Below are 18,068 nucleotides of genomic sequence, written 5' to 3'. Positions count from 1 at the left end.
GTGGCGGCGCGGCCTGGCGCCGCCTTCAGGTGGCGGCGCGCTGGCGCATGGCCGCCAGCGCGGCAAGGCAGGCCTGATGCACGGCACCGCAGGAGCCCTCTCTTGAGCGAGCGCGACGCCGATGCCGTCCTGGTCGAGCGCGTCCAGCGCGGCGACAAGAAGGCCTTCGAACTGCTGGTGGCCAAGTACCAGCGCAAGATCATGCGGCTGCTCTCGCGGCTCATCCGCGACCCGGTCGAGGTCGAGGACGTGGCCCAGGATGCCTTCATCAAGGCCTACCGGGCACTGCCGCAGTTCCGGGGCGAGAGCGCGTTCTACACGTGGCTCTACCGCATTGCCGTCAATACCGCCAAGAATCACCTCGTCGCCACGCGCCGCCGTCCGAGCGGCGGGATGCACTATGAATCCGAGGATGGCGAAACTTTTGACGAAACCGACAACCTAAGCGATATCAATACCCCCGAAGCCGCGTTTGCCAGCCGCGAGATCGCCGAAACGGTGAACCAGGCCATCGACGCGCTGCCCGACGAGCTGCGCACGGCCATCGTGCTGCGCGAGATCGAGGGGCTCAGCTACGAGGAGATCGCGCAGACGATGGGGTGCCCGATCGGCACCGTGCGTTCGCGGATCTTCCGTGCCCGGGAGGCCATCGCGACCCGATTGCGGCCTCTGCTGGACACCCCCGACGACAAGCGCTGGTAGGGATATCGATGCGCCGTGCAGTAATGGAACCCCTGAACGTTCGCAGAGTCATATGCGGCAGTAATCGAGGAGTGACGTCATGAATGCAGTGCGTATGCGCGAAGACGCAACCGAGGTGCGAACCGACGAAGCGAAGCTCGCGCTGTCCGCCTTCATGGATGGCGAAGCGCCCATGCCCGAAGGGCTCGGACGCTCGGAATCTGCAGCCCAGGATTGGGACACCTATCATCTGATCGGCGACGTGCTGCGCTCGCCCGCGCTGGCGCGGCCAGCCGCAGGCGACTTCCAGCGCCGCTTTGCCCAGGCCCTGGCCGACGAGCCCGCCATCGTGGCGCCGCGACGACGCCCCGCGGGCCGCGTGTTTGCGCGCTACGCCATTCCGGGTGTGGCCCTGGCGGCCGCCGTGGCGGCCGTGACATGGATCGCTCAGCCGTACATCGCGCCGAGCGGAGCGGTGCTGCAAGCCGATACCCGGGCCACGACGCGCCAGGCCGTGATGTCGGCCTCGCTGCCGCTGGATCCGACGCTCGCTGACTACTTCGACGCGCACCGCAACATGGCCGGCATGGGCGCAGTCACGCAGGCGAGCCTGGATACGCGGCGGCCTTGACGATGGCAGTGCTTCTTCGCCAGATCGCCGGCGCGTGCTGCGCGTTGGCCGTATCCGCACTGGCCTTGCTGGCCAGTCCTGCCGCGGCTTCGCCGGCCCCATCCAGTGACCCTGCCGCCGCGGGTTACCTCGATCGCATCAAGCGGGCCGCTCGCGAGCTCGACTACGCGGGCGTCTTCATCTATCAGCAAGGTCAGGTGATGCTGTCCTCGCAGATGGCGCATCTGGTCGATGGCAGCGGCGAGCACCAGCGGGTCGAGATCCTGGACGGGCGCGCGCATCGGGAGTTCCTGCGTCACAACGATCAGGTGCGCACGCTGTTTCCGGAGTTGCGCATCCTGCTGCTCGAGCAACGCGAGATCGAGCATTTTCCGGCCTTCTATCATGGTGACCCGGCTGCGCTCGCCGAGCACTACACGGTCGAGGTCGAGGCCGAGCCCGGTCGTGTGGCCGGACGTCCCTGTCTCATTGCCCACGTGAACCCGCGGGCCTCCGACCGCTGGGGTTACCGGCTGTGCGCCGACGTCGACAGTGGCCTGCTGCTCAAGGCCCAGACCATCGATGCCGACGGTCAGGTGCTCGAACAGGTCGCGTTCTCCGAGGTGCGCTTCGGTCCCGGGCTGGACCCTGCGCTCGTCAAGCCGGGGCAGGACGTCTCGGGCTGGCGCGAAGTGCCGGCCGGCGATCCCGTCAATCTCGCTGCCGAAGGCTGGCGGATCTCCGCGCCACCAGGCTTTGCGCCGATCAGCGAGATCCAGCGCACCCTGAAGCACGACAAGAGCGTACGCCAGCTCGTGCTCTCGGATGGGGTGGCCGCGATCTCTGTCTTCATCGAATCCTACCTGCCCAGCCGTGAAGAGACGGCCGGCGCCAAGGAACACGGCGCCACGAGCATCTTCTGCCGACGTCTGGGCGATTATTGGCTGACGGTCATGGGCGAGGTGCCGGCAGGCACGGTACGCCAGGTGGCCGAGGCCATCACCTTCGAGCCACGCGCTCCCTGAACCCCGGTCGGCGGGCGCCGCGCCCTCCCGGGTGCGGGCCGCGCCGGTGGTATTTTTCCTTTCTCATCCTGAGAGCTGGAGTTGGATCATGTCATTGATGTTCGTGCATTGGCTGCGTCGGGCGCGCAACGTCGCCCTGCTCGGTGCGGCGCTCGTGGCAGGGGCGCCGGCGGCGATGGCGCAGCAAGCCCCGGCGCTGCCTGATTTCACCACGGTGGTCGAGAAGATCGACCCGGGCGTGGTCAACATCCGCACCACGGCCTCCATCCGGGTGGCCGGTCGCGGTCCGGGTGGCGGCAGCGATCCCTATGAACTCTTCCGCTGGTTCTTCGGCCCCGAGTTCGCCCCGCCCGGCGGCGGTGGCGGCGCCCGGCCCCAAGTCCCCGGCCAACCGCCCCAGCAGCAGCCTCCCGGCGGCGGTGGCGAAGAGCGCAGCGTGCCCCGCGGCGTTGGCTCGGGCTTCTTCATCTCGCGCGACGGCTACGTGCTCACCAACCACCACGTCGTGGATGGTGCCGACGGCATCGTCGTGACGCTGGCCGATGGCCGCGAGTTCAAGGCCGAGGTCATCGGCTCGGATCAGCGCACCGACGTCGCCCTGCTGAAGGTCGACATCAAAGATGCGCCGGTGCTCAACATCGGCGATCCCAAGACCCTGAAGAAGGGCCAGTGGGTGCTTGCGTTCGGCTCGCCCTTCGGTCTGGATTCCACGGTCACCTCCGGCATCGTGAGCGCCATCGGGCGCGACACCGGCGATTACCTGCCCTTCATCCAGACGGACGTGGCCGTGAACCCCGGCAACTCGGGCGGTCCGCTCATCGACATGAGCGGCAACGTGGTGGGCATCAATTCGCAGATCGTCTCGCGCAGTGGCGGCTTCATGGGCATCTCGCTCGCGATCCCGATCGACGAGGCCATGCGCGTGGTCGATCAACTGCGTGACACCGGCAAGGTGGTACGCGGGCGCATCGGCGTGCAGGTGGGCGAGGTGAGCGAAGAGGTTGCCAAGGCGATTGGCCTGGATCGCGCCGTGGGCGCACTGGTGAGCGGTGTCGAGCGCGGCGGTCCGGCCGATGCCGCGGGCGTCCAGCCGGGCGACGTGGTGCTCAAGTTCAACGGGGCCGACGTGCGCCGCGTGTCCGATCTGCCGCGCATGGTCGGCGGCACCAAGCCGGGCACCGAAGCCACGCTCCAGGTGTGGCGCAAGGGCAAGACGGTGGATCTGCGCGTGAAGGTCGACACCCTCGAGCCAGAGGCCACGGCCCCGCGCGCCAGCCAGGATTCCGGGCCTTCGCAGGCGCAGACCAACGCGATGGGCCTGGCCGTCACTGACCTGACGCAGGCCGAGCGCACCGAGCTGCGCGTGCGTGGTGGCGTGAAGGTCGAACGCGCCGAGGGTGAGGCGGCCAGTGCCGGCATCACGGCGGGCGACGTGATCCTGGCCGTCAACGACACCGACGTCACGGGCGCGAGCCAGTTTAACGATCTGGTGGCCAAGCTCGACAAGAACCGCGTCAACGCACTCCTGGTGCGTCGCGGCGACGTCACCCAATGGGTGCCCATCCGGCCGGCGCGGTAGAATAGCCGGCTGACCCGGCACGCGCGGCGTTTTCGTCGCTCGTGCCGGATTCCTGGCGGTGCCCCCCGGGCGCGGGGCGCCTGTTGCCATGGGACGGTCCCCCCTGGCAAAGCAAAAGGGCGCGAGGTGCGCCCTTTTTTGCCGTTCTGTACTCCACTTCCGTTCCTGGCTTCTGACTTCCTATGCAGCACATCCGCAACTTTTCCATCATCGCCCACATCGATCACGGCAAGTCCACGCTCGCGGATCGCCTGATCCAGCGCTGCGGCGGGCTTTCCGACCGCGAGATGGAGGCCCAGGTCCTCGACTCGATGGATCTGGAGCGTGAGCGCGGCATCACCATCAAGGCCCAGACGGCGTCGCTGCGCTACACCGCGCGCGATGGCAAGGTCTATCACCTGAATCTCATCGACACGCCGGGGCACGTCGACTTCTCCTATGAAGTGAGCCGCTCGCTGTCCGCCTGCGAAGGCGCGCTGCTGGTGGTCGATGCCTCGCAAGGCGTCGAGGCCCAGACAGTCGCCAACTGCTACACCGCCATCGAACTGGGCGTGGAAGTGGTGCCTGTGCTCAACAAGATGGATCTGCCCCAGGCCGATCCCGAGAACGCCCGTGGCGAGATCGAGGAAGTCATCGGCATCGATGCCCACGACGCGATCGCCGCCAGCGCCAAGACCGGCATGGGCATCGAGGACATCCTCGAGGCCGTGGTCGCGAAGGTGCCGCCTCCGGAGGGCGACCCTGACGCGCCGCTGCAGGCGCTGGTCATCGATTCCTGGTTCGACAACTACGTCGGCGTGGTCATGCTGGTGCGCGTCATCAACGGCACCCTGCGTCCCAAGGACAAGATTCTCCTCATGCAGGCGGGCGCCACGCACCCGTGCGAGCAGGTCGGCGCCTTCACGCCGCGCTCGCAGCCGCGCGAATCGCTGTCGGCAGGCGAGGTGGGTTTCGTGATCGCCGGCATCAAGGAGCTCGCCCACGCCAAGATGGGTGACACGCTCACGCTGGCCAATCGCCCGGCTGCTGCGGCGCTGCCCGGTTTCAAGGAAGTGAAGCCGCAGGTGTTCGCGGGGCTTTACCCGGTCGAATCCAGCGAGTACGACCAGCTGCGCGATTCGCTCGAGAAGCTGAAGCTCAACGATGCCGCGCTGCTCTTCGAACCGGAAGTCTCGCAGGCTCTGGGTTTCGGGTTCCGTTGCGGCTTTCTCGGCATGCTGCACATGGAGATCGTGCAGGAGCGCCTGGAGCGCGAATTCGACATGGACCTCATCACCACCGCGCCGTCGGTGGTCTATGAAGTTCAGTTGCGTGACGGCACGATGCTGATGGTGGACAGCCCCTCCAAGATGCCCGAGATCGGCAAGATCGAGGAGATTCGCGAGCCGGTCGTCACCGTCACCCTCTTCATGCCGCAGGAGTACGTGGGCGCCGTGATCACGCTGTGTACGGGCAAGCGCGGCAACCAGATCAACATGGCCTACCACGGCCGCCAGGTCCATCTGACGTACGAGATCCCGCTCGCCGAGATCGTGCTGGATTTCTTCGACCGCCTGAAGTCCGTCTCGCGCGGCTACGCCTCCATGGACTACGAGTTCAAGGAATACCGCAACGCCGACGTGGTCAAGGTGGATCTGCTCATCAACGGCGATCGGGTGGATGCGCTGTCGGTCATCGTGCACCGCGCCAACGCCCGCCACCGCGCGCGCGACGTGGTCACGCGCATGCGGGGCCTCATTCCGCGCCAGATGTACGACGTGGCCATCCAGGCGGCCATCGGCGCCGAGGTGATTGCGCGCGAGAACGTCAAGGCCCTGCGCAAGAACGTGCTCGCCAAGTGCTACGGCGGCGACATCAGCCGCAAGAAGAAGCTGCTCGAGAAGCAAAAGGCCGGCAAGAAGCGCATGAAGCAGGTCGGTAGTGTGGAGATCCCCCAGGAAGCCTTCCTGGCCATCCTGCAGGTGGAAGACAAATGAGCTGGAACTTTGCGCTGATCCTCTTCGTGCTGCTGGTGGTCACCGGCATCGTCTGGGTGATCGACGTGATCTGGCTGCGCCCGGCGCGCAAGCGACGCGTCATGGCCGCCGCCGCCGAGTTCGATCGGGATCGCGCGCCGCACCTGCGGGCCGTCGAGGGCGCCGAAGCCTCGGATCGTCACCGTGCCCAGGCACTGGCCGAGGCTGGCCGTGCGCCGTGGTGGGTCGAGTATTCCGTCAGCTTCCTGCCGGTGATCCTCTTCGTCTTCGTGCTGCGCTCGTTCGTGGTCGAGCCCTTTCGCATCCCGTCGGGCTCGATGCTGCCCACGCTGCAGTCGGGCGATCTCATTCTCGTGAACAAGTTCACCTACGGTATTCGCCTGCCGGTGGTCGACACCAAGGTGATCGACGTCAACGATCCGCAGCGCGGCGACATCATGGTGTTCCGCTACCCGCCGGATCCGAAGGTGGATTTCATCAAGCGCGTGATCGGCGTGCCGGGCGACGAGATCGCCTACGTCAACAAGCGGCTGTACGTGAACGGCACCGAGATCCCGCGCGAGCGCGTGGGCGACTACTTCGAACCCGATCGTGCGGCCTATAGCGGCGAGTACACCGAGAAGCTCGGCGCCGTGCAACACCGCATCCTGCTCGACACGCAGCAGGGCGGGGCCGAGATCTATTCCGGCGGCGCCCAGCGCAACCGCTGCAGCTTCCAGCCTGGCGGCATCCGCTGCACGGTGCCCGAAGGCCAGTACTTCGTGATGGGCGATAACCGCGACAACAGCGCGGACAGCCGCTACTGGGGCTTCGTGCCGCAGGAGAACATCGTGGGCAAGGCCTTCTTCATCTGGATGAACTTCGGCGACCTGGGCCGTATCGGCGGTGTGCGATGAGCACGCCGGCCGCATGCGCGGCTCCGGGCCTGCGGGTTCGTCCGCGCGGGTGAATCATGAAGCTCGGCGATCTCGAAACCCGGCTGGACTATCGGTTCCGCACCCCCAGCCTCCTGGAGCAGGCGCTCACGCACCGCAGCCATAGCGCGCGGCACAACGAGCGTCTGGAGTTCCTGGGCGACAGCGTGCTCAACTGCGCCGTCGCCTCGCTGCTGTATGAGCGCTTCGCGCGCATCGACGAAGGCGATCTGTCGCGCCTGCGTGCCAACCTCGTCAAGCAGGCGTCGCTGGCCGACATCGCCCAGCAGCTCGAGCTCTCCCCCTTCCTGCGGCTGGGTGAGGGCGAGTTGAAGAGCGGTGGCTTTCGCCGGCCCTCGATCCTGGCCGATACGCTGGAGGCCATCTTCGGCGCCGTCTACCTGGACGGTGGCTTCGAGGAAGCCTGTCGCGTCATCCGTCGGCTGTATCAGCCGGTGCTCGCGGGCGTGGATCCCAAGACCCTCGGCAAGGACGCCAAGACGCTGCTGCAGGAGTATCTGCAAGGGCGTCGCATCGCATTGCCGCTGTATGCCGTGGTCGCCACGCATGGGGCGGCGCATAATCAGGAATTCGAAGTCGAGTGCGCCATTCCGCGCCTGGACGTGCTGGTCCGGGGCACGGGCGGCAGCCGCCGTGCCGCCGAGCAGGAGGCCGCGCGCCAGGCGTTGGCGGTGGTGCAGGCGGCCGACACCGGCCAGGCCCGCCGCCCGCGTGCGCGCAAATCGCCGCAGCTCTCCTTGCCGGTGGCCGTCGCGCAGAGCGCCGCCGCCCACGAGTTGCCAGCCAAGCCCGCCGACGACGATCGCACACCCGCCCGGGAGGGCGGAGGAACCACCCCATGACTGACATCGTCACCCCCGAGAGCGCCGACGGCGCCTCCGAAGCCCAGGGCCGTTGCGGCCTCATCGCCATCGTCGGCCGGCCCAACGTGGGCAAGTCCACGCTGCTGAATGCCCTCATCGGTGCCAAGGTCAGCATCGTCTCGCGCAAGGCGCAGACGACGCGCCACCGCATCCACGGCGTGCTCACGCGCCCGGGCGAGCAGTTCGTGTTCGTCGACACCCCGGGTTTCCAGCGCAAGCACGGCGGCACGATGAACCGCATGATGAACCGCGTCGTCACCCAGGCGCTGTCCGACGTGGACGTCGTGGTGATGGTGGTGCAGGCGGGCAAGTGGACGCCGGCCGACGCGGAGCTGCTGCCGCTGCTGCCCAAGGGCCCGCGTCACATCCTGGCCGTCAACAAGACGGATCTGCTGAAGGACCGCAACGCGCTCTTTCCCTTCGTCCAGAAGATCGCCGAGCAGCATGCGTTCGACGCCGTGGTGCCAGTGAGTGCCGAGAAGCACCGCCAGCTCGATCCCCTGATGGCCGAAATCGCCCAGGGGCTGCCCCAGGGCGAGCCCATGTTCGAGGAGGACGCGCTCACGGATCGCTCGGTGCGCTTCATCACCACCGAACTCATCCGCGAGAAGATCTTCCGGCTGGTGGGCGACGAGTTGCCCTACAGCTGCACCGTGGTCATCGAGCAGTGGGAAGAGCTCCCGAATCAGACACGGATCGCGGCCTGCGTCTTCGTCGAGCGGGAAAGCCATCGGCCTATCCTGCTGGGCAAGGGCGGCGAGCACATGAAGCGCATTGCCACCGAGGCGCGCCAAGACATCGCCAAGCTCCTCGATCAGCCCACGCACCTGGAGGTGTACGTCAAGGTGCGCAAGGGGTGGTCGGATAGCCAGAGCGCGCTGCGCGAGCTGGGGTATGACGCAACGTAGCGGAGCCACGCGCGTCACGGACGCGTATGCGTTCCTGCTGCACAGCACCGCCTGGCGCGAGACCTCGCTGCTGGTCGAGGCGTACAGCCGCCGGCATGGTCGCGTGGCGCTCGTGGCCAAGGGCGCCAAGCGGCCGCACTCGGCCCTGCGCCCCGTGCTCAGCAATTTCCAGCCGCTGGCGCTCTCCTGGAGCGGCGCCGGCGAGGTCAAGACTCTCACCCGGGCCGAGTGGGTCGACACCCTGCGGCGCTACAGCGGGCCGGCCATGATGTCGGCCTGGTACATGAATGAGCTGCTCCTGCGCCTGATGCCGCGCGAAGACGCCCATGCCGGGCTCTTCGATGCCTATGACGAAGCCCTGCAACGCCTGTCGGCCGGGCAACGCGCGTCCGGGGCGCTGCGGCGCTTTGAGTGGACGCTGCTGCGCGAGACCGGTTATGGCTTCGACATGGACGACCCGGATTTCGACGACGCCGCGGCCGAGCCTGCCTTGCGCCAGATGCTGCGCCAGCAGATCGACGCCCAGCTCGAAGGGCGGCCGCTCGTCACGCGCCGCGTGCTGCACTCCCTGCAGCGCAGCTGACAGCCCGCTTGCAGTAAGCGCGCGGGCGGTCGGAATGGCGATTGGTCGGTCGTCGGTGGAGCGCTGTGCTGGCCTCAGCGCGCCTTCTTCAGCGCCTCGGGCTTGTGCACCGCTTTCTTGCCGGTCTTGTCGCTTTTCACCACGAACTGCGGATCGTCTGCGCTCGCCTTGGCATGGTGGCCTTCGATCTGCGTGTCGGAAGTCACTTTCTTGACGACCGTGCCCTTCGTCTTGCCTTGCGATGTGCCCCAGGTGACATGATCGCCGCGCTTGAGTTCGGCCATGACGGCCTCCGGAAAAGGGGGTGAGGTCGCCAACTCGCAATCCGTGTGCCGTCGAGCTGCTCGGCCCGCCCCGCTACAATCGTCGGTTTGGCTGCCGCGATCCGTCGTCGGTCTGACCCTCGATAGAGACGATATGTCGTTAGAAATCAACCTCATCGCGACCCTCATCATCACCTTGTGCGTGCTCATGACCGGGCGTGCCCTGATCGCTCGCGTCGGTGTCCTGCAGCGCTACAGCATCCCTGAACCCGTAGTGGGCGGCCTGCTTGCCGCCACGATCATCACCGTGGCCCGCGTCGCGTTCGACGTGCAGGTGAGTTTCGACATGTCCTTTCAGAGCACGTTCATGCTGGCGTTCTTCGCGAGCGTGGGCTTGAGTGCGGATCTGAAGCTTCTCATCCGCGGCGGGCGCGTCGTCGTGATCTTCCTGGCCGTCGTGCTCGGGCTGCTCGTGTTGCAGAACGCCATCGGATTGTCTGCCGCCTGGGCGATGGACATGCATCCCCTGACCGGGCTGCTCGCGGGTTCGATCACCATGTATGGCGGCCATGGCACGGGCGCAGCCTATGCGGGCCGCTTTGCCGACGTCGAGAATCTGCAGGGCGCGATGGAGCTCGCCATGGCCTGCGCCACGTTCGGGCTGGTGCTGGGCGGGCTGATCGGCGGGCCCCTGGCGCAGCGTCTCATCACCCGGCACGGACTCAAGCCAGCAGCCGCGACGAACGCTGCGGCCCATGCCGAGGGCGAGACGCCGGGTGGCCTCGATCAGTCGAGCTTTCTCAGCACCTTGCTGATGCTGCTGCTGTGTGTCGTGGCCGGGTCCTGGCTGGCGGAGGTCGCCCACAACGAGGTGTTCACGCTCCCTGCCTTCGTCTGGACGCTGTTTTGCGGGGTGTTCGTACGCAATGCCCTGGGCCTCGGACTCAAGGTGCGGGTGAACGACACTGCCGTGTCCGTCCTGGGCGGCGTGTCCCTGTCGCTCTTTCTGACGATGGCGCTGATCGGGCTGCGGCTCTGGGAGCTGGTGTCCCTGGCGTTGCCGATTCTCGCCATTCTCGTCACGCAAACGGTCGTGGCGCTGCTGTACGTCACCTTCGTCACCTTTCGCGTGATGGGACGCGATTACGACGCCGCCGTGATCTGTGCCGGGCATTGCGGGTTCGCGATGGGCGCCACGCCCACGGCGATCGCCAACATGCAGGCGATCACCGCCAAATACGGGCCCTCGCCCCAGGCCTTTCTCGTCATCCCCATCGTGGGCGCTTTCCTGCTCGACATCTGCAACGCGCTGGTCATCCAGATGTTGCTTGCCACCCCGATCTTCGGCTTCTGACGGACGATACGCCATGTTCCTGCGCCGACTCCTCCTGAGCCTTTTGCTTCTCACCACCCTGGCCGCCTGCTCGTCCGCACCCGACGAGACAGCGGTGTCGCGCGACGTTGCCGAGCGTGTGGGCAGCGCCTTCGAAGACAACGTCCTCGAGGTGACCTCGCTGCATCGCCTGGGCAGCGCGCCCGCGCCGGCCGCGGCCGATGGCACGACGCGTCGCATCGTGTACTACAACGCCGTGCTGACGCTCTCGCGTGATTACGCCTTCAACGACTGGGAGGCGCTGAACCCGCAATCGCTCGCCAATCTGTTGGGCGCCACGCCGCGGGGCATCACCGGCCTCTCGGCTGACGGCAACCGGGCGGGCGATACGCTGCGTGTGCGCGGCTCCATCACGTATCGAGCGCAGGACGATGGCTGGCGTCCGGTCGCCGTCGTGCGTCCGGCGCCGACGCAGGCCCCGACGCTCGACGCCGGCGGGCCCGCAGGCCAGGCGCGTGGCGTGATCGAGCGGATCCAGGCGCTGTTTGATCGACCGCCCGCGGCGCAGGAGCCCGCCCGCGCCATCATCACGGAAGAGCTCGAGGCCGCCTATCGTCAGATCGCCCTGAGGCTTGAACGCCTGGAGCGGGCATTCGTCGTCGCGGGCGGGCCGGCTGGCGGCGAGTACGATGCGTTGGCCAACGCCATGGCGGCGTTCGGCAACCAGCGCGGGATCCGCTCGGCCGCCGTGCAGACCCAGGGCAGCCTGGAGAATCTGAGCCTGCTCGTGGCCAACCGGGCGGATGCGGCCATCGTGCAGAACGATGTGGCTGCCCGTTACGTCGCCGAGCATGCATCCAGCGGACCCCAGGCCATCCGCGCACTGGGCAGCCTCTTTCCAGAACCGCTGCACATCGTGGTGCGCGCCGACAGCGACATCGACAGCGTGGCGGCCCTGCGTGGGCGCCGCGTGGATCTGGGCCTGCCGGATTCCGGCACCCGACGTACGGCCGAGCGCGTCCTGAGCGCGCGCGGGGTGGCCCTGGACACCATTGACGATCCTGCCTTGGGGAGCATTGCTGCCGCCCAGGCATTGCGCCGTGGCGAGATCGACGCGTTTGCCGCCGTGATCAATGCGCCAGCGCGCTTTCTGCAGGAACTTGCGACGGACGTGGACATCCGGCTCTTGCCGGTGATGCCGGCTCAGGACGGCAGCGAGCCCGGGCTGGTGCCGATCGTCATGCCACAGGGAACCTATCCCGGGCAGGCGAAAGCCACGCCCACGCTTGCCGTCGCGGCGTTGCTGGTCTCGCGCGCCGATCTGGATGACGAGACGGCGCGTTCACTGGTCGACTCGATCTACCACCACATCGATTTCCCGGCGTTGGGCAGTGGGGCCGGTGGCCAGATCGCCGCGCGCAATGCGCGCCTGGGCATCTCGATTCCGCTGCATGAGGGCTTGCCGGTGATGGGCACGGGCAACGCACTGCCCGGCGAGATCACGGCACCTCGCGCGCCAGCGCCCGAGACGCCGGCGCCGCGTTGATCACTTCACCTGCTGCTTGCCGAGCTTGCGCGCGAGGGTGCGGCGATGCATGCCCAGGCGGCGCGCGGTCTCGGAGATGTTGAAGCCCGTGGCCGCCAGCGTTTCGTGGATGCGTTCCCACTCCAGCGTCTTGATCGACGTGGTGCGCTGGGTGACTTCGACGTCGGTCGTGCCTTCGGCGCGGTCGAACGCCGCCTCGATGTCGTCGGTGTTCGACGGCTTGGCGAGGTAGTGGCAGGCGCCGAGCTTGATCGCCTCGACGGCGGTGGCAATGCTCGCATAGCCCGTCAGCACGACGATGAGCATCTCCGCATCGTATGCGTGCAGGGCCTGCACACAGGCGAGCCCGGACGCTTCACCCTTGAGCTTCAGATCCACGACGGCATAGCCCGGGTTCTCGGTGGCCAGGAGTGCGTCCAGGCCGTCCAGACCCGGCGTCGTCACGACCCGATAGCCGCGCCGCTCGAAAGAGCGGCCCAGGGTCCGAGCGAACGAGGTGTCGTCCTCGACGATCAGGAGGACGCGTTCATCGTCCTCCACGGGCAGTTCAAGCGCTGGGTTCATGATGAGGCTCCTCGAGCATCAGCGCGGGCAGCGGCAGCGACAGCGTGACGATCGCGCCGCCCTCGGGCCGGTTGTGGGCGCTCACACTGCCGCCCAGCGTGCGGGCGACGTTCACGACGAGAAAGAGGCCCAGGCCACTGCCCGGGCTCGCCTTGCTCGACTGGTAAGGCTTGCCAAGTTGAGTCAGCATGCTCGGCACGAAGCCAGGGCCTTCGTCGGTCACCGTGAGACGCAGCGCGTCGGCATCGCGCTCGAGGTCGAGCTGGATGCGGTGCGGCGAGGCCTCCAAGGCGTTGTCGAGCACGTTGTGGATCATCTGCTTCAACGCGGTATCCGAGACGATCCGTACGTCCTGGCCGAAACGATCCGCATAGATGAGCGAGTTCGCGCCCCGCGTCGTGCGCCACTCCGTCACGACGTCCGCAAGAAATGTGCGGACGGTGGTGGGCGCAGGCGCCTGGCCCAGCGTCTCGCCCGCCGACATCAGGATGCCGCGCAAGATGGACTTGCAGCGCTGCACCTGGGCCTGCATCTCGTCGATCTCCTGCTGCAGATCCGGATCGTGGGCGAAGGCCGGCATGCGCCGCCAGTCGCCCAGGATCACGGCCACGGTGGCCAGCGGTGTGCCGAGCTCGTGGGCCGCGCCGGAAGCGAGCAAGCCCATGCGCACGATGTGCTCTTCCTCGGCGGCGCGCTGGCGCAGATGGGCCAGGCGGGAGTCGCGCGCGCGCAGGTTCCGGCTGATCCGCGAGATGAACACGACGAGCAGCGCCGCATTCAACGCAAAGCACAGCAGCAGGCCTTGTATGTAGAGACTGTGCAGGCCGAGATCGTGATCCAGCGGCAGCGAGAGCGGTTGCCCGACGACCGCGAGACCGATGAAGCATATGCCGGTGACCGCCACCAGCAGCCAGGTCGACCATGGCTGCAACAGGATGGCGGCAAGCGTCACCTGCAGCAGGTACAGGAAGATGAAGGGATTGCTTGTGCCCCCGCTCAGGTAGAGCTGCGCGGTAAGGGCGCCCACATCCACCAGCAGGGAGATAAGGAGCTCGGTATTGCTGACCTCGCGCCGGCGCTTGAGCCAGAGCAGGCTGACGAGATTGAAGGCGACCAGCCCGCCGAGCACCCCGAGCATGACCGTGAGGGGCAGAGGAACGTCGAACACGCCGGCGGCCACCGTGATCGCCATGACCTGACCGAGCGCAGCCAGCCAGCGCAGCTGGATGAGCTGCTGCATGTTCTTGCGGCCGGTGGTGTCGGTGGCGGCGGGCGGCGCCTGGCGAGCAGAGGCAGCGGCAGGCAGCGGGTCAGTGCGGGCGGTCATCGTGGCGGTCTCCGGTCGCGGCCAGTGTAGCCTTGCGCCGTTGGCGCAGACGGTACTCGTCGCGCGCCAGCAAGCCCGCGCCCAGGGCCAGCATCATGGCCAGGCCGAACCAGGTGATCGCGTAGATGGTGTGGTGATTGTTGAACGCCACCACGGTCAGACCGCCCACAGGATAGTCGGGCTCGCGCACATCGCCCATGGCAGGCGGGCGCGGCCACTCTGCATCCACGAAAAAGGGCGCCACGGATGCGAGGCCACGGCTCTCGCCGATCGCTGCGACGTCGCGCGAATACCAGGCGTTGGCTACCGGGTCGTTCTTGCGCAGGAAGCCGCCGCCCGGTTCGGGTATGCGTAGCAGGCCGGTCACTTGGACGGTGCCCTCGGGCTGGTTGGCACGCCGGGTCTCGGGGCGCGTGCGATCCGACGGCACGAAGCCGCGGTTCACGAAGACGATGCTGCCATCGGCCTGGCGCAGGGGGGTGAGCACCCAGAATCCGGCCCCCAGCGCCGTGGTGGCCTGCACCAGCGCTTCTTCGGCGTGCAGGTACTCGCCCGCGGCGGTGACGCGACGGTACTCGTCGTCATCGCGATTCACTCGGGGCCAGTCGGCGGGGGAGGGGAGGGGGGCGGGCGCGGCGTGGATGCGGGATTCGACCCGGTCGATCAGGTCAAGCTTCCAGGCTCGACGCTCGACTTGCCAGATACCCAGGGAGATCAGGTAGGCAAACACCGCCAAGGCCACGATGGCCCAGGCGGCGAGAACGCCCGCGCGCCGGGGCCGGCGCGCAGGGGCGTCGGTGGCGGCGGGCGAAGACGTCATGGCTGCTTCATCATGTCCAGCATGTCATGGCTGGGCATCATGTTGGCGTCGAGGTGGAACATCACCCACAGCGAGCCGGCCAGCGCGATCACCACGACGATGATCGTGAAGATGAGCGCGATCATGCTCCAGCCGCTTTCGACACGTGCATTCATGTGCAGGAAGTAGACCATGTGGACCACGACCTGGATACCTGCCAGAGCGAGGATGACGATCGCGGTCGTGCGTGAGCTCTCGAAGACCTCGCCCATCACCAGCCAGAAGGGAATGGCAGTGAGGATGACGGCAAGGACGAAGCCAGTCATGTAGTCCCGGAAGGAGAAGTGGATGTCGCCTTCTCCGTGATCGTCGTGGTGGCCGTCGTGGCCATGGGCCAGGTGGTCGGTATGCGCGCTCATGGCAGCACTCCCATCAGGTAGACGAAGGTGAACACGACGATCCAGATCACGTCCAGGAAGTGCCAGAACATCGACAGGCACATCAGCCGGCGACGGTTCTCGGGGATCAGTCCGTGCTTGTTGATCTGCAGCATCAGCACGACCAGCCAGATCACGCCGAAGGCCACGTGCAGGCCGTGCGTGCCGACCAGCGTGAAGAACGACGACAGGAACGCGCTGCGCTGCGGCGTGGCGCCGATGTGAATCAGGTGCGTGAACTCGTAGATTTCGAGACCGAGAAAGCCGAGGCCGAGCAGGCCGGTGATGGCCAGCCACATCTGCATCGCTTTCTTGCGCCGACGCTGCATCTCGATCATGGCGAAGCCGAAGGTGATCGAGGAGACCAGCAGCAACGCCGTGGCGATGGCGATGAGATTCAGATCGAACAGATCGGCCCCGGACGCGCCGGCCGCGTAGTTGCGGCCGAGCACACCGTGCACCGCGAAGAGCGCGGCGAAGATGAGGCAATCGCTCATCAGGTAGACCCAGAAGCCCAGCAAGGTGCCGTTCTTCGGATGGTGCTCCCCGGGGACGTAGAACTCCGGGACCTCTGGCGCCGCGGCGCCGGGCTTCATGGCAAGCGTATCAGACATGTTGGGCAAGGATTCGAGTACGTTCGGCTTCCGTGCGTTCGACCACGTCGGCGGGAATGTAGTAATCGCGCTTGTAGTTGAAAGTGTGCACGATGGTGTAGATCACGATGGCCGCGAAGGCGATGCCGGAGATCAGCCACATGTGCCAGATCAGGGCGAAGCCGAGCAATACGGACAGCGCCGAGAGGATCACGCCGGCCGGTGTGTTCTTGGGCATGTGGATGGGCACGAAACCGTGCTGCGGGCGCTTGTAGCCGCGGCGCTTCATGTCGTACCAGGCATCGCCTTCGTGGATCTGCGGGGTGAACGCGAAGTTGTAGTCCGGCGGGGGCGAGGAGTCGACCATTCCAGCGTGCGGCCGTTCCAGGGGTCGCCCGTGTGATCGCGCAGCTGCTCGCGACGGCGATAGCTCACGAAGAGCTGGATCAGGAAGCTTGCGATGCCCAGGGCAATCAGCACGGCGCCCACAGCGGCGATCTGGAACCAGATCTGCAGCGACATGTCCTCGAAGTGGCTCACACGGCGCGTGACGCCCATCAGACCCAGCACGTACAGCGGGGTGAAGGCGACCCAGTAGCCCACCAGCCAGAACCAGAAAGAGCATTTGCCCCAGAACGGATCGAGCTTGTAACCGAAGGCCTTGGGAAACCAGTAAGTCATGGCCGCGAAGAGGCCGAACACCACGCCGCCGATGATCACGTTGTGGAAGTGGGCGATCAGGAAGAGGCTGTTGTGCAGGACGAAGTCCGCCGGCGGGACGGCCAGCATCACGCCGGTCATGCCGCCCACCACGAAGGTGAACATGAAGCCCAGCGTCCAGAGCATCGGCACTTCGAAGCGGATGCGCCCACGATACATCGTGAACAGCCAGTTGAAGATCTTCGCGCCCGTCGGGATCGAGATGATCATCGTCGTGATCCCGAAGAAGGCGTTCACGCTGGCGCCCGAGCCCATGGTGAAGAAGTGGTGCAGCCAGACCAGGTAGGACAGCACCGTGATCACGACCGTGGCGTACACCATCGATGCGTAGCCGAAGAGGCGCTTGCTGCTGTAGGTGGCGACGACTTCCGAGAACACGCCGAACAGCGGCAGGATCAGGATGTAGACCTCGGGGTGGCCCCAGATCCAGATCAGGTTCACGTACATCATCATGTTGCCGCCCAGGTCCGTCGTGAAGAAGTTGAACCCGAGATAGCGATCCATCGTCAGCAGCGCCAGCGTGGCGGTGAGGATGGGGAAGGTGGCCACGATGAGCACGTTGGTGCAGAGCGAGGTCCAGGTGAAGACGGGCATCTTCATCAGGTTCATGCCCGGCGCGCGCATCTTGATGATGGTCACGAGCAGGTTGATGCCCGACAGTGTGGTGCCGACCCCCGCCACCTGGAGCGCCCAGATGTAGTAATCGACCCCGACCCCAGGGCTCTGCAGGATGCCCGAGAGCGGCGGGTAGGCGAGCCAGCCGGTCATCGCGAATTCGCCCACGAAGAGCGACAGCATGACCAGGATGGCACCACCGGCGGTCATCCAGAAGCTGAAGTTGTTCAGGAAGGGGAAGGCCACGTCGCGCGCGCCGATCTGCAGCGGCACGACGTAGTTCATGAGCCCCGTCACGAGCGGCATCGCCACGAAGAAGATCATGATCACGCCGTGGGCGGTGAAGATCTGGTCGTAGTGGTGCGGCGGCAGGTAGCCCATGTTGTCGCCGAAGGCGACGGCCTGGTGCATGCGCATCATGATGGCGTCGGCAAAGCCGCGCAGCAGCATGACCAGGCCGAGGACCATGTACATGATCCCGATCTTCTTGTGATCGATGCTGGTGAACCAGTCGCGCCACAGGGTGCCCCACACGCGATAGCGTGTGAGCAGGACCAGCAGCGCAAGGCCGCCGATGGCCACGGCGGCGAAAGTCCCCAGGATGATGGGGTCATGGAACGGGATGGACTGCCAGGACAGCCGCCCGAAGATGAGCTCGGTGAGACCAGTATGTTCAGACATCGTGGGATACCGGCGCTAGACGCGCGTGGT

The 18,068-nt window shown here is 66.5% G+C and carries 16 protein-coding genes and 2 pseudogenes; 11 read left to right on the top strand and 7 right to left on the bottom strand.

The genetic code is table 11. From position 1 onward, the window contains the following. Nucleotides 1-102: 102 nt before the first annotated feature. From rpoE to recO, 9 genes and pseudogenes are all read left to right on the top strand, one after another. Nucleotides 103-702, top strand: coding sequence for an RNA polymerase sigma factor RpoE (gene rpoE / locus IMZ29_RS18835; RefSeq protein ID WP_216186967.1), 600 nt, complete (start codon nucleotides 103-105; stop codon nucleotides 700-702). Nucleotides 703-781: 79 nt separating this feature from the next. After that, nucleotides 782-1,312, top strand: coding sequence for a sigma-E factor negative regulatory protein (locus IMZ29_RS18830; protein WP_216186965.1), 531 nt, complete (start codon nucleotides 782-784; stop codon nucleotides 1,310-1,312). Nucleotides 1,313-1,314: 2 nt separating this feature from the next. Continuing rightward, on the top strand, nucleotides 1,315-2,316 hold the full coding sequence (locus IMZ29_RS18825) for a MucB/RseB C-terminal domain-containing protein (RefSeq protein ID WP_216186963.1): 1,002 nt from the start codon (nucleotides 1,315-1,317) through the stop codon (nucleotides 2,314-2,316). Nucleotides 2,317-2,413: 97 nt separating this feature from the next. Continuing rightward, complete coding sequence (locus IMZ29_RS18820) at nucleotides 2,414-3,895, top strand: Do family serine endopeptidase (RefSeq protein ID WP_371820357.1); 1,482 nt, start codon at nucleotides 2,414-2,416, stop codon at nucleotides 3,893-3,895. Nucleotides 3,896-4,077: 182 nt separating this feature from the next. Next, nucleotides 4,078-5,871: a translation elongation factor 4 gene (gene lepA, locus IMZ29_RS18815; RefSeq protein WP_216186959.1), complete on the top strand. Its 1,794-nt coding sequence runs from the start codon at nucleotides 4,078-4,080 to the stop codon at nucleotides 5,869-5,871. Continuing rightward, entirely contained in the window at nucleotides 5,868-6,767 is a 900-nt protein-coding gene (lepB, locus tag IMZ29_RS18810) for a signal peptidase I (RefSeq protein ID WP_216186957.1), read from the top strand. The genes lepA and lepB overlap by 4 nt, the downstream gene beginning before the upstream one ends. 56 nt (nucleotides 6,768-6,823) lie before the next feature. Further along, nucleotides 6,824-7,564 (top strand): annotated as a pseudogene (gene rnc, locus IMZ29_RS18805) (ribonuclease III); the annotation flags it as partial. 80 nt (nucleotides 7,565-7,644) lie between these two features. Then, complete coding sequence (era, locus tag IMZ29_RS18800) at nucleotides 7,645-8,577, top strand: GTPase Era (protein ID WP_216186953.1); 933 nt, start codon at nucleotides 7,645-7,647, stop codon at nucleotides 8,575-8,577. Next, nucleotides 8,564-9,160, top strand: a complete 597-nt coding sequence (recO, locus tag IMZ29_RS18795; protein WP_216186951.1) for a DNA repair protein RecO — start codon at nucleotides 8,564-8,566, stop codon at nucleotides 9,158-9,160. Before era ends, recO begins: the two co-directional genes overlap by 14 nt. Nucleotides 9,161-9,234: 74 nt before the next feature. On the opposite strand, the gene IMZ29_RS18790 is transcribed toward recO, so the two are convergent. Continuing rightward, nucleotides 9,235-9,444, bottom strand: coding sequence for a hypervirulence associated TUDOR domain-containing protein (locus IMZ29_RS18790; protein WP_216186949.1), 210 nt, complete (start codon nucleotides 9,442-9,444; stop codon nucleotides 9,235-9,237). A 133-nt stretch (nucleotides 9,445-9,577) separates the two neighbouring features. On the opposite strand from IMZ29_RS18790, the gene gltS reads away from it, so the two are divergent. Then, on the top strand, nucleotides 9,578-10,777 hold the full coding sequence (gene gltS / locus IMZ29_RS18785; RefSeq protein ID WP_216186947.1) for a sodium/glutamate symporter: 1,200 nt from the start codon (nucleotides 9,578-9,580) through the stop codon (nucleotides 10,775-10,777). Nucleotides 10,778-10,790: 13 nt separating this feature from the next. Continuing rightward, nucleotides 10,791-12,302, top strand: a complete 1,512-nt coding sequence (locus IMZ29_RS18780) for a TAXI family TRAP transporter solute-binding subunit (RefSeq protein WP_216186945.1) — start codon at nucleotides 10,791-10,793, stop codon at nucleotides 12,300-12,302. Here IMZ29_RS18780 and IMZ29_RS18775 read toward each other — a convergent pair whose 3' ends face one another. From IMZ29_RS18775 to cyoB, 6 genes and pseudogenes are all read right to left on the bottom strand, one after another. Next, the gene (locus IMZ29_RS18775; RefSeq protein ID WP_216186943.1) at nucleotides 12,303-12,866 is read right to left on the bottom strand and encodes a response regulator transcription factor; all 564 of its coding nucleotides are present in this window, start codon (nucleotides 12,864-12,866) and stop codon (nucleotides 12,303-12,305) included. Further along, on the bottom strand, nucleotides 12,850-14,193 hold the full coding sequence (locus IMZ29_RS18770; RefSeq protein ID WP_216186941.1) for an ATP-binding protein: 1,344 nt from the start codon (nucleotides 14,191-14,193) through the stop codon (nucleotides 12,850-12,852). The genes IMZ29_RS18775 and IMZ29_RS18770 overlap by 17 nt, the downstream gene beginning before the upstream one ends. Continuing rightward, nucleotides 14,177-15,013, bottom strand: coding sequence for an SURF1 family protein (locus tag IMZ29_RS18765; RefSeq protein ID WP_216186939.1), 837 nt, complete (start codon nucleotides 15,011-15,013; stop codon nucleotides 14,177-14,179). The genes IMZ29_RS18770 and IMZ29_RS18765 overlap by 17 nt, the downstream gene beginning before the upstream one ends. Next, the gene (gene cyoD, locus IMZ29_RS18760) at nucleotides 15,010-15,411 is read right to left on the bottom strand and encodes a cytochrome o ubiquinol oxidase subunit IV (RefSeq protein WP_216186937.1); all 402 of its coding nucleotides are present in this window, start codon (nucleotides 15,409-15,411) and stop codon (nucleotides 15,010-15,012) included. Before cyoD ends, IMZ29_RS18765 begins: the two co-directional genes overlap by 4 nt. Further along, nucleotides 15,408-16,043 (bottom strand): cytochrome o ubiquinol oxidase subunit III, encoded by a 636-nt coding sequence (gene cyoC / locus IMZ29_RS18755; RefSeq protein ID WP_216186935.1) that lies wholly within the window; start codon nucleotides 16,041-16,043, stop codon nucleotides 15,408-15,410. The genes cyoD and cyoC overlap by 4 nt, the downstream gene beginning before the upstream one ends. Continuing rightward, nucleotides 16,036-18,038: pseudogene (cyoB, locus tag IMZ29_RS18750) on the bottom strand (cytochrome o ubiquinol oxidase subunit I). Before cyoB ends, cyoC begins: the two are co-directional and overlap by 8 nt. Nucleotides 18,039-18,068 lie beyond the last annotated feature (30 nt).

Source organism: Verticiella alkaliphila (assembly GCF_018904615.1).
In the GTDB taxonomy this organism is placed as follows: Bacteria; Pseudomonadota; Gammaproteobacteria; order Burkholderiales; family Burkholderiaceae_B; genus Verticiella; species Verticiella alkaliphila.
The sequence above is the reverse complement of the archived record's forward strand: the minus strand, read 5'-3'. Positions and strand labels throughout refer to the sequence as shown.

Coding starts and splice junctions, on each gene's coding strand:
- IMZ29_RS18830 (WP_216186965.1), top strand. CDS start 782: ATGAATGCAGTGCGTATGCGCGAAGACGCAACCGAGGTGCGAACCGAC.
- IMZ29_RS18825 (WP_216186963.1), top strand. CDS start 1,315: ATGGCAGTGCTTCTTCGCCAGATCGCCGGCGCGTGCTGCGCGTTGGCC.
- IMZ29_RS18820 (WP_371820357.1), top strand. CDS start 2,414: ATGTTCGTGCATTGGCTGCGTCGGGCGCGCAACGTCGCCCTGCTCGGT.
- lepA (WP_216186959.1), top strand. CDS start 4,078: ATGCAGCACATCCGCAACTTTTCCATCATCGCCCACATCGATCACGGC.
- lepB (WP_216186957.1), top strand. CDS start 5,868: ATGAGCTGGAACTTTGCGCTGATCCTCTTCGTGCTGCTGGTGGTCACC.
- era (WP_216186953.1), top strand. CDS start 7,645: ATGACTGACATCGTCACCCCCGAGAGCGCCGACGGCGCCTCCGAAGCC.
- recO (WP_216186951.1), top strand. CDS start 8,564: ATGACGCAACGTAGCGGAGCCACGCGCGTCACGGACGCGTATGCGTTC.
- IMZ29_RS18790 (WP_216186949.1), bottom strand. CDS start 9,444: ATGGCCGAACTCAAGCGCGGCGATCATGTCACCTGGGGCACATCGCAA.
- gltS (WP_216186947.1), top strand. CDS start 9,578: ATGTCGTTAGAAATCAACCTCATCGCGACCCTCATCATCACCTTGTGC.
- IMZ29_RS18780 (WP_216186945.1), top strand. CDS start 10,791: ATGTTCCTGCGCCGACTCCTCCTGAGCCTTTTGCTTCTCACCACCCTG.
- IMZ29_RS18775 (WP_216186943.1), bottom strand. CDS start 12,866: ATGAACCCAGCGCTTGAACTGCCCGTGGAGGACGATGAACGCGTCCTC.
- IMZ29_RS18770 (WP_216186941.1), bottom strand. CDS start 14,193: ATGACCGCCCGCACTGACCCGCTGCCTGCCGCTGCCTCTGCTCGCCAG.
- IMZ29_RS18765 (WP_216186939.1), bottom strand. CDS start 15,013: ATGACGTCTTCGCCCGCCGCCACCGACGCCCCTGCGCGCCGGCCCCGG.
- cyoD (WP_216186937.1), bottom strand. CDS start 15,411: ATGAGCGCGCATACCGACCACCTGGCCCATGGCCACGACGGCCACCAC.
- cyoC (WP_216186935.1), bottom strand. CDS start 16,043: ATGTCTGATACGCTTGCCATGAAGCCCGGCGCCGCGGCGCCAGAGGTC.